The sequence below is a fragment of the Klebsiella sp. HMSC09D12 genome (genome assembly GCF_001808475.1).
In the GTDB taxonomy this organism is placed as follows: domain Bacteria; phylum Pseudomonadota; class Gammaproteobacteria; order Enterobacterales; family Enterobacteriaceae; genus Klebsiella; species Klebsiella oxytoca.
In genome coordinates this window covers 20,056-34,292 of sequence record NZ_KV793374.1, presented here as the reverse complement: position 1 = coordinate 34,292, position 14,237 = coordinate 20,056, and the positions used below count along the sequence as shown (strand labels likewise).

At 52.6% G+C, this 14,237-nt stretch carries 9 protein-coding genes; all 9 read left to right on the top strand.

The genetic code is table 11. The features are described 5' to 3' along the window. Positions 1-294: 294 nt before the first annotated feature. The 9 genes from secE to dcuB all read left to right on the top strand — a co-directional run bounded on the left by secE (position 295) and on the right by dcuB (position 14,212). Positions 295-678 carry a preprotein translocase subunit SecE gene (gene secE / locus HMPREF3178_RS00160; protein ID WP_004097638.1) on the top strand — a complete coding sequence of 128 codons (384 nt, stop codon included), beginning with the start codon at positions 295-297 and terminating at the stop codon, positions 676-678. A 1-nt stretch (position 679) separates the two neighbouring features. Further along, positions 680-1,225 carry a transcription termination/antitermination protein NusG gene (nusG, locus tag HMPREF3178_RS00155; RefSeq protein WP_002438628.1) on the top strand — a complete coding sequence of 182 codons (546 nt, stop codon included), beginning with the start codon at positions 680-682 and terminating at the stop codon, positions 1,223-1,225. Positions 1,226-1,380: 155 nt separating this feature from the next. Further along, a complete protein-coding gene (rplK, locus tag HMPREF3178_RS00150) occupies positions 1,381-1,809 on the top strand; it encodes a 50S ribosomal protein L11 (protein WP_004097640.1) in 429 nt (142 codons plus the stop codon). A gap of 3 nt (positions 1,810-1,812) precedes the next feature. Further along, positions 1,813-2,517, top strand: coding sequence for a 50S ribosomal protein L1 (rplA, locus tag HMPREF3178_RS00145; protein WP_004097642.1), 705 nt, complete (start codon positions 1,813-1,815; stop codon positions 2,515-2,517). 357 nt (positions 2,518-2,874) lie between these two features. Then, positions 2,875-3,372 carry a 50S ribosomal protein L10 gene (gene rplJ, locus HMPREF3178_RS00140; RefSeq protein ID WP_004109731.1) on the top strand — a complete coding sequence of 166 codons (498 nt, stop codon included), beginning with the start codon at positions 2,875-2,877 and terminating at the stop codon, positions 3,370-3,372. A gap of 66 nt (positions 3,373-3,438) precedes the next feature. Continuing rightward, on the top strand, positions 3,439-3,807 hold the full coding sequence (gene rplL / locus HMPREF3178_RS00135) for a 50S ribosomal protein L7/L12 (RefSeq protein WP_004109728.1): 369 nt from the start codon (positions 3,439-3,441) through the stop codon (positions 3,805-3,807). 325 nt (positions 3,808-4,132) lie between these two features. Further along, positions 4,133-8,161: a DNA-directed RNA polymerase subunit beta gene (gene rpoB / locus HMPREF3178_RS00130; protein WP_004109725.1), complete on the top strand. Its 4,029-nt coding sequence runs from the start codon at positions 4,133-4,135 to the stop codon at positions 8,159-8,161. Between the two features lie 76 nt (positions 8,162-8,237). Beyond that, a complete protein-coding gene (rpoC, locus tag HMPREF3178_RS00125) occupies positions 8,238-12,461 on the top strand; it encodes a DNA-directed RNA polymerase subunit beta' (protein ID WP_004109722.1) in 4,224 nt (1,407 codons plus the stop codon). A gap of 410 nt (positions 12,462-12,871) precedes the next feature. Further along, positions 12,872-14,212, top strand: coding sequence for an anaerobic C4-dicarboxylate transporter DcuB (gene dcuB, locus HMPREF3178_RS00120; RefSeq protein ID WP_004117097.1), 1,341 nt, complete (start codon positions 12,872-12,874; stop codon positions 14,210-14,212). The last annotated feature ends 25 nt before the right edge of the window (positions 14,213-14,237 follow it).

Here is a 14,237-nt window from a genome sequence, read left to right as displayed (position 1 = left end):
TCGCAATCCGTGAAGGCGGCCGTACCGTTGGCGCAGGCGTGGTTGCTAAAGTTCTCGGCTAATTGCTGATAACATTTGACGCAATGCGCAATAAAAGGGCATCATTTGATGCCCTTTTTGCACGCTTTCACACCAGAACCTGGCTCATCAGTGATTTTTTGGGTCATAATCATTGCTGAGACAGGCTCTGAAGAGGGCGTTAAGTCCGAAACGCAGCAGAGCATTTCGGTTTGGTCGCCTCGCATTTCATGCGGGGTGAAGTTATTTGTCTGAATTCTTGTGACAGGTTGGTTTATGAGTGCGAATACCGAAGCTCAAGGGAGCGGGCGCGGCCTCGAAGCGATGAAGTGGACAATCGTTGTCGTGCTGCTGGTTGTGGCCATCGTCGGCAACTTCCTTTATCGTGACATTATGCTGGCAGTGCGTGCGCTGGCCGTAGTGATTCTGATCGCTGCAGCAGGCGGTGTCGCGCTGTTAACGACAAAAGGTAAGGCGACAGTCGCTTTCGCTCGTGAAGCGAGAACCGAAGTCCGTAAGGTGATCTGGCCGACTCGCCAGGAAACGCTGCATACCACGTTGATTGTTGCCGCGGTGACCGCCGTAATGTCACTGATCCTGTGGGGACTGGATGGTATTCTGGTTCGCTTGGTATCCTTTATCACTGGCCTGAGGTTCTGAGATGTCTGAAGCTCCTAAAAAACGCTGGTACGTCGTTCAGGCGTTTTCTGGTTTTGAAGGTCGCGTAGCTACCTCGTTGCGTGAACATATCAAATTACACAATATGGAAGAGCTGTTTGGCGAAGTCATGGTGCCGACCGAAGAAGTGGTCGAAATCCGCGGCGGCCAGCGTCGTAAAAGTGAACGTAAATTCTTCCCGGGCTACGTGCTGGTCCAGATGGTGATGAACGACGCGAGCTGGCACCTGGTGCGCAGCGTACCGCGTGTGATGGGCTTTATCGGCGGTACTTCTGACCGTCCGGCGCCTATTAGTGACAAAGAAGTCGATGCGATCATGAACCGTCTGCAGCAGGTTGGCGATAAGCCGCGGCCGAAAACGCTGTTTGAGCCGGGTGAAATGGTACGCGTTAGCGACGGCCCATTTGCCGACTTTAACGGCGTGGTTGAAGAAGTGGACTACGAGAAGTCTCGTCTGAAAGTGTCCGTTTCTATCTTCGGTCGTGCGACGCCGGTCGAGCTGGACTTTGCCCAGGTAGAAAAGGCTTAACCGCCGATCAAAAAAGCAACGCTTTAATCGTTGCATGAGGCGCGAAATTGGCATACAATTTCGCGCCTTTTGTTTTTATGGGCCTGATGCCCGTAAAGCGATATTTATCACGGGGAGCCTTTTGTAAGGCGCTACACCCAAACGAGGAAATTTAAATGGCTAAGAAAGTACAAGCCTACGTCAAGCTGCAGGTTGCAGCTGGTATGGCAAACCCGAGTCCGCCGGTTGGTCCAGCACTGGGTCAGCAGGGTGTGAACATCATGGAATTCTGCAAAGCGTTCAACGCAAAAACTGAATCCCTGGAAAAAGGTCTGCCAATCCCGGTTGTTATCACCGTTTACGCTGACCGTTCTTTCACCTTCGTTACCAAAACTCCGCCGGCAGCAGTTCTGCTGAAAAAAGCGGCTGGTATCAAGTCTGGTTCCGGTAAACCGAACAAAGACAAAGTAGGTAAAATTTCCCGCGCTCAGCTGCAGGAAATCGCGCAGACCAAAGCTGCCGACATGACTGGTTCCGACATTGAAGCGATGACTCGCTCCATTGAAGGTACTGCACGTTCCATGGGCCTGGTAGTGGAGGACTAAGAAATGGCTAAACTGACCAAGCGCATGTCCGTGATTCGTGACAAAGTTGATGCGACCAAACAGTACGACATCAACGAAGCCATCTCTCTGCTGAAAGAACTGGCGACTGCTAAGTTCGTTGAAAGCGTTGATGTTGCCGTTAACCTCGGCATTGACGCTCGTAAATCTGACCAGAACGTCCGTGGCGCGACCGTACTGCCGCACGGTACTGGCCGTTCAGTTCGCGTAGCTGTATTTGCCCAGGGCCCGAACGCTGAAGCAGCTAAAGCTGCTGGCGCAGAGCTGGTAGGTATGGAAGATCTGGCTGACCAGATCAAAAAAGGCGAAATGAACTTTGACGTGGTTATTGCTTCTCCGGATGCAATGCGCGTTGTTGGCCAGCTGGGCCAGGTTCTGGGTCCGCGCGGCCTGATGCCAAACCCGAAAGTTGGTACTGTAACTCCGAACGTTGCTGAAGCGGTTAAGAACGCTAAAGCAGGTCAGGTTCGTTACCGTAACGACAAAAACGGCATCATCCACACCACCATCGGTAAAGTGGATTTTGACGCTGATAAACTGAAAGAAAACCTGGAAGCTCTGCTGGTTGCGCTGAAAAAAGCGAAACCGACTCAGGCTAAAGGCGTGTACATCAAGAAAATCAGCATCTCCACCACCATGGGTGCTGGCGTTGCCGTTGATCAGGCTGGTCTGAGCGCTTCTGCGAACTAAGATTAGCTTTACGTGGGCGGTGAATTTGTCTACAATCTTACCCCCACGTATTCTGCTTATAGCAGACGTATAGCCGAGATATTCAGGCTGTGGCAAGGCAGTCAACGCCGCCACTGCGTGAATAGCGACGGCTAGACAAGATTTGTTCGTTGGAGCCTGGCCTATCCAGGCCTCCGTCGAAGACCGCAGGTGTTTCGCAAGAAACTTAATCCCCTGCGTAGACGGTGACAGAACGCTAAGATTATTTTTGGATACTCTGGCTTGTTTCTGCTCACCGTATTAAGACGCTCTTCTCTTTGAGTTGAGTGAAGTGAGTTCCGGAGCATGAGCTCTGGCAAACATCCAGGAGCAAAGCTAATGGCTTTAAATCTTCAAGACAAACAAGCGATTGTTGCTGAAGTCAGCGAAGTAGCCAAAGGCGCGCTGTCTGCAGTAGTTGCGGATTCCCGTGGCGTTACTGTAGACAAAATGACTGAACTGCGTAAAGCAGGTCGTGAAGCTGGCGTATACATGCGTGTTGTTCGTAACACCCTGCTGCGCCGCGTCGTTGAAGGTACTCCTTTCGAGTGCCTGAAAGACACGTTTGTTGGTCCGACCCTGATTGCATACTCTATGGAACACCCGGGCGCAGCTGCTCGTCTGTTCAAAGATTTCGCGAAAGCGAATGCAAAATTTGAGGTCAAAGCCGCAGCCTTTGAAGGTGAGCTGATCCCGGCGTCGCAAATCGACCGCCTGGCAACTCTGCCGACCTACGAAGAAGCAATTGCACGCCTGATGGCAACCATGAAAGAAGCTTCGGCTGGCAAACTGGTTCGCACTCTGGCTGCTGTACGCGATGCGAAAGAAGCTGCTTAATCGCAGTTATCTTCATAAAGCATCTGCTTACGTATAAACTTATTCTGATATTCAGGAACAATTTAAATGTCTATCACTAAAGATCAAATCATTGAAGCAGTATCCGCTATGTCCGTAATGGACGTTGTTGAGCTGATCTCTGCAATGGAAGAAAAATTCGGTGTTTCCGCTGCTGCTGCTGTAGCTGTTGCTGCTGGCCCGGCTGCTGACGCTGCTGAAGAAAAAACTGAATTCGACGTAATTCTGAAAGGTATCGGCGCGAACAAAGTTGCCGTTATCAAAGCAGTACGTGGCGCGACTGGCCTGGGTCTGAAAGAAGCTAAAGACCTGGTAGAATCTGCTCCGGCTGCTCTGAAAGAAGGCGTGAGCAAAGATGACGCTGAAGCACTGAAAAAATCTCTGGAAGAAGCTGGCGCTGAAGTTGAAGTTAAATAAGCCAACCTTTCCGGTTGCAGCCTGAGAAATCAGGCTGATGGCTGGTGACTTTTTGGTCACCAGCCTTTTTGCGCTGTAAGGCGCCAGTAGCATTTCACACTGTTTGACTACTGGTTGTCCTGACAATGCTTGTTTCTATAGACGACTTAATATACTGCGACAGGTTAGGGTCCCTGAGCTGTGTAAATCGCAATGAAATGGTTTAAGCGTGATAGAAACAGGTATTGCGGAAAGTGTTCCATTTTCCGGTCAACAAAATAGTGTTGCATAAAAAACTGCCTTATGTGGGCAGATGGGTCGACTTGTCAGCGAGCTGAGGAACCCTATGGTTTACTCCTATACCGAGAAAAAACGTATTCGTAAGGATTTTGGTAAACGTCCGCAGGTTCTGGACATACCTTATCTCCTTTCTATCCAGCTTGACTCGTTTCAGAAGTTCATCGAGCAAGATCCTGAAGGGCAGTATGGTCTGGAAGCAGCTTTCCGTTCCGTATTCCCGATTAAGAGCTACAGCGGTAATTCTGAGCTGCAGTATGTCAGCTACCGTCTGGGCGAACCGGTTTTTGACGTTAAAGAATGTCAGATCCGTGGCGTGACCTACTCGGCACCGCTGCGCGTTAAACTGCGTCTGGTGATCTACGAGCGCGAAGCGCCGGAAGGCACCGTTAAAGACATTAAAGAACAAGAAGTCTACATGGGCGAAATTCCGCTCATGACCGACAACGGTACCTTTGTTATCAACGGTACCGAGCGCGTTATCGTTTCTCAGCTGCACCGTAGCCCGGGCGTCTTCTTTGACAGTGACAAAGGTAAGACTCACTCTTCCGGTAAGGTTCTGTATAACGCACGTATCATCCCTTACCGTGGCTCCTGGCTGGACTTCGAATTCGACCCGAAAGACAACCTGTTTGTCCGTATCGACCGTCGTCGTAAGCTGCCGGCTACCATCATTCTGCGCGCGCTGAATTACACCACTGAGCAGATCCTTGACCTGTTCTTCGAAAAAGTGGTCTTTGAAATTCGCGACAACAAGCTGCAGATGGAACTGGTACCGGAGCGTCTGCGCGGCGAAACCGCCTCCTTCGATATCGAAGCGAACGGTAAAGTGTACGTTGAGAAAGGACGCCGCATCACTGCGCGTCACATTCGCCAGCTGGAAAAAGACGATATCAAACATATCGAAGTTCCGGTTGAGTACATCGCTGGCAAAGTTGCCTCTAAAGACTATGTTGACGAATCTACTGGCGAGCTGATCTGCCCGGCGAACATGGAGCTGAGCCTGGATCTGCTGGCCAAGCTGAGCCAGTCTGGCCATAAGCGTATCGAAACGCTGTTCACCAACGATCTGGATCACGGTCCGTACATCTCTGAGACTGTACGCGTTGACCCGACCAACGATCGTCTGAGCGCACTGGTAGAAATCTACCGCATGATGCGCCCTGGTGAGCCGCCGACTCGTGAAGCTGCTGAAAGCCTGTTCGAGAACCTGTTCTTCTCCGAAGACCGCTACGATCTGTCCGCGGTTGGTCGTATGAAGTTCAACCGTTCTCTGCTGCGCGACGAAATCGAAGGTTCCGGTATCCTGAGCAAAGAAGACATCATTGAAGTGATGAAGAAGCTCATCGATATCCGTAACGGTAAAGGCGAAGTCGATGATATCGACCACCTTGGCAACCGTCGTATCCGTTCCGTTGGCGAAATGGCGGAAAACCAGTTCCGCGTTGGCCTGGTTCGCGTAGAGCGTGCGGTGAAAGAGCGTCTGTCTCTGGGCGATCTGGATACCCTGATGCCTCAGGATATGATCAACGCCAAGCCGATTTCTGCAGCGGTGAAAGAGTTCTTTGGCTCCAGCCAGCTGTCTCAGTTTATGGACCAGAACAACCCGCTGTCTGAGATTACGCACAAACGTCGTATCTCTGCACTCGGCCCGGGCGGCCTGACTCGCGAACGCGCAGGCTTTGAAGTTCGAGACGTACACCCGACTCACTACGGTCGCGTATGTCCAATCGAAACGCCTGAAGGTCCGAACATCGGTCTGATCAACTCCCTGTCCGTGTACGCACAGACGAACGAATACGGCTTCCTTGAGACTCCGTATCGTAAAGTCACCGACGGTGTTGTGACCGACGAAATTCATTACCTGTCTGCTATCGAAGAAGGTAACTACGTTATTGCTCAGGCGAACTCCAACCTGGATGACGAAGGCCACTTTGTAGAAGATCTGGTTACCTGCCGTAGTAAAGGCGAATCCAGCTTGTTCAGCCGCGACCAGGTTGACTACATGGACGTATCCACCCAGCAGGTGGTTTCCGTCGGTGCGTCCCTGATCCCGTTCCTGGAACACGATGACGCCAACCGTGCATTGATGGGTGCGAACATGCAACGTCAGGCCGTTCCGACCCTGCGCGCTGATAAGCCGCTGGTTGGTACCGGTATGGAACGTGCTGTTGCCGTTGACTCCGGTGTAACTGCGGTGGCTAAACGTGGCGGCCTGGTTCAGTACGTGGATGCGTCCCGTATCGTTATCAAAGTTAACGAAGACGAGATGTACCCGGGCGAAGCAGGTATCGACATCTATAACCTGACCAAGTACACCCGCTCTAACCAGAACACCTGCATCAACCAGATGCCGTGTGTCTCTCTGGGCGAGCCGATTGAGCGCGGTGACGTGCTGGCTGACGGTCCGTCCACCGACCTCGGTGAACTGGCGCTCGGTCAGAACATGCGCGTCGCGTTCATGCCGTGGAACGGTTACAACTTCGAAGACTCCATCCTCGTATCCGAGCGTGTTGTTCAGGAAGACCGTTTTACTACCATCCACATTCAGGAACTGGCGTGCGTGTCCCGCGACACCAAGCTGGGGCCGGAAGAGATCACCGCTGATATCCCGAACGTGGGTGAAGCTGCACTCTCTAAACTGGATGAGTCCGGTATCGTTTATATCGGTGCGGAAGTGACCGGTGGCGATATTCTGGTTGGTAAAGTAACGCCGAAAGGTGAAACCCAGCTGACGCCAGAAGAGAAGCTGCTGCGTGCGATCTTCGGTGAGAAAGCGTCTGACGTTAAAGACTCTTCTCTGCGCGTGCCAAACGGTGTCTCCGGTACCATTATCGACGTTCAGGTCTTTACCCGCGACGGCGTAGAAAAAGACAAACGCGCGCTGGAAATCGAAGAGATGCAGCTCAAACAGGCGAAGAAAGATCTGTCTGAAGAACTGCAGATCCTCGAAGCTGGCCTGTTTGGTCGTATCTATGCGGTGCTGGTCTCCGGCGGTATCGAAGCTGAGAAGCTCGACAAGCTGCCGCGCGATCGCTGGCTGGAACTCGGCCTGACCGACGAAGAGAAACAAAACCAGCTGGAGCAGCTGGCTGAGCAGTACGACGAACTGAAACACGAGTTCGAGAAAAAACTCGAAGCGAAACGCCGTAAAATCACTCAGGGCGACGATCTGGCACCGGGCGTACTGAAGATCGTTAAAGTGTATCTGGCCGTTAAACGTCAGATTCAGCCTGGTGACAAAATGGCAGGTCGTCACGGTAACAAGGGTGTTATCTCTAAGATCAACCCGATCGAAGATATGCCTTACGATGAAAACGGCACGCCGGTCGACATCGTACTGAACCCGCTGGGCGTACCGTCTCGTATGAACATCGGTCAGATCCTGGAAACTCACCTGGGTATGGCTGCGAAAGGTATTGGCGAGAAAATCAACGCCATGCTGAAACAGCAGCAGGAAGTCGCCAAACTGCGCGAGTTCATCCAGCGTGCCTACGATCTGGGTACCGACGTTCGTCAGAAGGTTGATCTGAATACCTTCACTGACGAAGAAGTTATGCGTCTCGCTGAAAACCTGAAAAAAGGTATGCCGATCGCAACGCCGGTCTTCGACGGTGCGAAAGAGTCTGAAATCAAGGAACTGTTACAGCTTGGTGGCCTGCCGACTTCCGGCCAGATCACCCTGTTCGACGGTCGTACCGGTGAGCAATTCGAGCGCCAGGTTACCGTTGGCTACATGTACATGCTGAAACTGAACCACCTGGTTGATGACAAGATGCATGCGCGTTCTACCGGTTCTTACAGCCTGGTTACTCAGCAGCCGCTGGGTGGTAAGGCACAGTTCGGTGGTCAGCGCTTCGGGGAGATGGAAGTGTGGGCGCTGGAAGCATATGGCGCAGCATACACCCTGCAGGAAATGCTCACCGTTAAGTCTGATGACGTGAACGGCCGTACTAAGATGTATAAGAACATCGTGGATGGCAACCATCAGATGGAACCGGGCATGCCGGAATCCTTCAACGTGCTGTTGAAAGAGATTCGCTCGCTGGGCATCAACATCGAACTGGAAGACGAGTAACTCTCGCTCAAACAGGTCACTGGTGCCGGGGTAAGACCCGGCGCCAGATTGTGCTAACTCCGACGGGAGCAAATCCGTGAAAGACTTATTAAAGTTTCTGAAAGCGCAAACTAAAACCGAAGAGTTTGATGCGATCAAAATTGCTCTGGCATCGCCAGACATGATCCGTTCATGGTCTTTTGGTGAAGTTAAAAAGCCGGAAACCATTAACTACCGTACGTTCAAACCTGAGCGTGACGGCCTTTTCTGCGCGCGTATTTTCGGGCCAGTAAAAGACTACGAGTGCCTGTGCGGTAAGTACAAGCGCCTGAAACACCGCGGTGTGATCTGTGAGAAGTGCGGCGTTGAAGTGACCCAGACTAAAGTGCGCCGTGAGCGTATGGGCCACATCGAGCTGGCGTCTCCGACCGCTCATATCTGGTTCCTGAAGTCTCTGCCGTCCCGTATCGGCCTGCTTCTCGATATGCCGTTGCGCGATATCGAACGCGTGCTGTACTTCGAATCCTATGTGGTTATCGAAGGCGGTATGACCAACCTGGAACGCCAGCAGATCCTGACTGAAGAACAGTATCTGGACGCGCTGGAAGAGTTCGGTGACGAATTTGACGCGAAGATGGGTGCGGAAGCTATCCAGGCCCTGCTGAAGAGCATGGATCTGGAGCAAGAGTGTGAAACTCTGCGCGAAGAGCTGAACGAAACCAATTCCGAAACCAAGCGTAAGAAGCTGACCAAGCGTATCAAACTGCTGGAAGCGTTCGTACAGTCTGGCAACAAGCCGGAGTGGATGATCCTGACCGTTCTGCCGGTACTGCCGCCAGATCTGCGTCCGCTGGTTCCGCTGGATGGTGGTCGTTTTGCGACTTCTGACCTAAACGATCTGTATCGTCGCGTCATTAACCGTAACAACCGTCTGAAACGTCTGCTGGATCTGGCTGCGCCGGACATCATCGTACGCAACGAAAAACGTATGCTGCAGGAAGCGGTTGACGCCCTGCTGGATAACGGTCGTCGCGGTCGTGCGATCACCGGTTCGAACAAACGTCCTCTGAAATCTTTGGCCGATATGATCAAAGGTAAGCAGGGTCGTTTCCGTCAGAACCTGCTCGGTAAGCGTGTTGACTACTCCGGTCGTTCTGTAATCACCGTAGGTCCATACCTGCGTCTGCATCAGTGCGGTCTGCCGAAGAAAATGGCGCTGGAGCTGTTCAAACCGTTTATTTACGGCAAGCTGGAGCTGCGTGGCCTGGCCACCACCATCAAAGCCGCTAAGAAAATGGTTGAGCGCGAAGAAGCTGTCGTTTGGGATATCCTGGACGAAGTCATCCGCGAACACCCGGTACTGCTGAACCGTGCACCAACCTTGCACCGTCTGGGTATCCAGGCATTTGAACCAGTGCTGATCGAAGGTAAAGCTATCCAGCTGCACCCGCTGGTTTGTGCGGCATACAACGCCGACTTCGATGGTGACCAGATGGCTGTTCACGTACCGCTGACGCTGGAAGCCCAGCTCGAAGCGCGTGCGCTGATGATGTCTACTAACAACATCCTGTCTCCAGCGAACGGTGAGCCTATCATCGTTCCGTCTCAGGACGTTGTACTGGGTCTGTACTACATGACCCGTGACTGTGTTAACGCCAAAGGCGAAGGCATGGTGCTGACTGGCCCGAAAGAAGCTGAGCGTATTTATCGCGCTGGCCTGGCCTCTCTGCATGCGCGCGTTAAAGTGCGTATCACCGAATACGAAAAAGATGAAAACGGCGAATTCGTTGCGAAAACCAGCCTGAAAGATACGACCGTTGGTCGCGCCATTCTGTGGATGATCGTACCGAAAGGTCTGCCTTTCTCCATCGTCAACCAGGCGCTGGGTAAGAAGGCTATCTCTAAGATGCTGAACACCTGCTACCGTATTCTGGGCCTGAAACCGACCGTTATTTTTGCGGACCAGACGATGTACACCGGCTTTGCTTATGCAGCGCGTTCAGGTGCATCCGTTGGTATCGATGACATGGTCATCCCGGAGAAAAAATACGAAATCATCAGCGAAGCGGAAGCGGAAGTTGCTGAGATTCAGGAGCAGTTCCAGTCGGGTCTGGTGACCGCTGGCGAACGCTATAACAAAGTTATCGATATCTGGGCTGCGGCCAACGATCGTGTATCCAAAGCGATGATGGACAACCTGCAAACCGAAACCGTTATTAACCGTAACGGCGAAGAAGAGCAGCAGGTTTCTTTCAACAGCATCTACATGATGGCCGACTCCGGTGCGCGTGGTTCTGCTGCACAGATTCGTCAGCTTGCTGGTATGCGTGGTCTGATGGCGAAGCCGGATGGCTCAATCATCGAAACGCCAATCACCGCGAACTTCCGTGAAGGTCTGAACGTACTCCAGTACTTCATCTCCACGCACGGCGCGCGTAAAGGTCTGGCGGATACCGCACTGAAAACAGCGAACTCCGGTTACCTGACCCGTCGTCTGGTTGACGTTGCACAGGACCTGGTCGTTACTGAAGACGACTGTGGCACCCTGGAAGGCATCACCATGACCCCGGTTATCGAGGGTGGCGATGTTAAAGAGCCGCTGCGCGATCGCGTACTGGGTCGTGTGACCGCTGAAGACGTTCTGAAGCCGGGTACGGCGGACATTCTGGTTCCACGCAACACGCTGCTTCATGAGCACTGGTGCGATCTGCTGGAAGAGAACTCCGTTGACTCAGTCAAAGTGCGTTCCGTTGTATCCTGTGACACCGACTTTGGTGTATGTGCGCACTGCTACGGTCGTGACCTGGCGCGTGGCCACATCATCAACAAAGGTGAGGCTATCGGCGTTATCGCGGCACAGTCCATCGGTGAGCCGGGTACACAGCTGACGATGCGTACGTTCCACATCGGTGGTGCGGCATCTCGTGCGGCTGCTGAGTCCAGCATCCAGGTGAAAAACAAAGGTAGCATCCGTCTGAGCAATGCGAAGTCGGTTGTGAACTCCAGCGGTAAGCTGGTTATTACGTCCCGTAATACCGAGCTGAAACTGATCGACGAATTCGGTCGTACCAAAGAGAGCTATAAAGTGCCTTACGGCTCCGTTATGGCGAAAGGTGATGGTGAGCAGGTTGCCGGCGGTGAAACCGTAGCAAACTGGGATCCGCACACCATGCCGGTTATCACCGAAGTGAGCGGTTTCGTCCGCTTCACTGACATGATTGACGGCCAGACCATTACTCGTCAGACCGACGAGCTGACCGGCCTGTCTTCTCTGGTGGTTCTGGATTCTGCAGAGCGTACCACTGGTGGTAAAGACCTGCGTCCGGCGCTGAAAATCGTTGATGCTCAGGGTAATGATGTTCTGATCCCTGGCACCGATATGCCTGCGCAGTACTTCCTGCCGGGTAAAGCGATTGTTCAGCTGGAAGATGGCGTACAGATCAGTTCTGGTGACACCCTGGCGCGTGTACCGCAGGAATCCGGCGGTACCAAGGACATCACCGGTGGTCTGCCGCGCGTTGCCGACCTGTTCGAAGCGCGTCGTCCGAAAGAGCCGGCAATCCTGGCTGAAATCAGCGGCATCATTTCCTTCGGTAAAGAAACCAAAGGGAAACGTCGTCTGGTTATCACCCCGGTAGACGGTAGCGATCCGTACGAAGAGATGATTCCTAAATGGCGTCAGCTCAACGTGTTCGAAGGTGAACGCGTAGAACGTGGTGATGTAGTTTCCGACGGTCCGGAAGCACCGCACGACATTCTGCGTCTGCGTGGCGTACATGCTGTGACTCGTTATATTGTTAACGAAGTCCAGGACGTATACCGTCTGCAGGGCGTTAAGATTAACGATAAGCACATTGAAGTTATCGTTCGTCAGATGCTGCGTAAAGCGACCATCGAAAGCGCCGGTAGCTCCGACTTCCTGGAAGGCGAACAGGTTGAATACTCTCGCGTCAAGATCGCTAACCGCGAGCTGGAAGCGAACGGCAAAGTGGGTGCAACATTCTCCCGCGATCTGCTGGGTATCACTAAAGCGTCCCTGGCAACCGAATCGTTCATCTCTGCCGCATCGTTCCAGGAGACCACGCGTGTCCTGACCGAAGCAGCCGTTGCGGGTAAACGCGACGAACTGCGTGGCCTGAAAGAGAACGTTATCGTGGGTCGTCTGATCCCGGCCGGTACCGGTTATGCCTACCACCAGGATCGTATGCGCCGCCGCGCAGCCGGCGAGCTGCCAGCAGCGCCGCAGGTCAGCGTGGAAGAAGCTTCTGCTAACCTGGCAGAGCTGCTGAACGCGGGTCTGGGCGGTTCCGACAACGATTAATCGTTGATTCGCTAAGCGCTTAAAAGCCAGTCAGATCATCTGACTGGCTTTTTTATTGCCTGTCCGTTGCTGCTATTATTTATTCGTTATACTTTTTAATTACATTTAATTAATGTAATCGCTGCAATTAATTAGCAAATAAACTCCCCCTTCAAGATTATTTATTTCTGTTTCAGATTTTCATCATCAATCAATGGGTAAAAATCCTACACGTATCAAAAAATACGCGCCGCAAACGCTATATAGTCAAAAAGCTCAAATAATCATGTGATTACTTTTCCCTCATCTTTTCGGTTCTGCGCAACTGAGGGGATCGCTGTATCTGGCGAAAGGGGGCGGGGAAGATGAGTAAATAAAAAACAAAGCGGAAAAGTATTGTCGCTATTTAAAAGATAGCGTCTGGGGGAAGCATGGAATTTGCTATTCAACTTATCATTATCTTAATTTGTTTGTTCTATGGCGCGAGAAAGGGCGGTATTGCGCTCGGCCTTTTAGGCGGCATTGGTCTGGTTATTTTAGTGTTTGTCTTTCATCTTAAGCCGGGAAAACCCCCTGTAGACGTCATGCTGGTGATCATTGCGGTGGTGGCCGCCTCAGCGACGCTGCAGGCTTCCGGCGGTTTAGACGTTATGCTGCAGATTGCGGAGAAACTGCTGCGGCGCAACCCGAAATACGTTTCAATCGTGGCGCCATTCGTCACCTGCACGTTGACCATTCTTTGCGGAACCGGGCACGTGGTATATACCATTCTGCCAATTATTTATGATGTTGCGATCAAAAATAATATTCGCCCGGAACGACCGATGGCCGCGAGTTCGATCGGCGCGCAGATGGGGATTATCGCCAGCCCGGTTTCGGTGGCAGTCGTCTCGCTGGTGGCGATGCTTGGCAATTTCACCTTTAACGGTAAGCACCTTGAGTTTCTCGATCTGCTGGCGATCACTATTCCGTCAACGCTGCTGGGGATTCTGGCCATTGGTATCTTCAGCTGGTTTCGCGGTAAAGACCTCGATAAAGACGAAGCCTTTCAGGCTTTTATTGCGGTGCCGGAAAACCGCCATTACGTTTATGGTGATACGGCCACGCTGCTCGATAAGAAGCTGCCGACCAGTAACTGGATTGCGATGTGGATTTTTCTGGCCTCAATAGCCGTTGTCGCCCTGCTCGGCGCCTTCTCCGAGCTGCGTCCGGCCTTTGATGACAAGCCGCTGTCGATGGTGCTGGTGATCCAAATGTTTATGCTGCTTTCCGGGGCGCTCATCATCATCATTACCAAAACCAATCCCGCTTCGATTTCCAAAAATGAGGTGTTCCGTTCCGGGATGATCGCCATTGTCGCGGTGTACGGTATCGCGTGGATGGCGGAGACGATGTTTGGCGCGCATATGACCGAGATTAAAGGCGTGCTCGGGGAGATGGTGAAGGAGTACCCGTGGGCTTACGCTATCGTACTGCTGCTGGTGTCGAAGTTTGTTAACTCACAGGCGGCTGCGCTGGCGGCGATTGTTCCGGTGGCGCTGGCGATTGGCGTCGATCCGGCTTACATCGTTGCTTCCGCACCTGCCTGCTACGGGTATTACATTCTGCCGACCTACCCAAGCGATCTGGCGGCGATTCAATTCGACCGCTCTGGTACAACGCATATCGGCCGCTTTGTGATTAACCATAGCTTTATTCTGCCAGGGCTCATTGGCGTTAGCGTCTCTTGCGTCTTTGGTTGGGTATTTGCGGCGATGTATGGATTTCTGTAAGAGAGGACAGGCGCCGTTAGCGGCG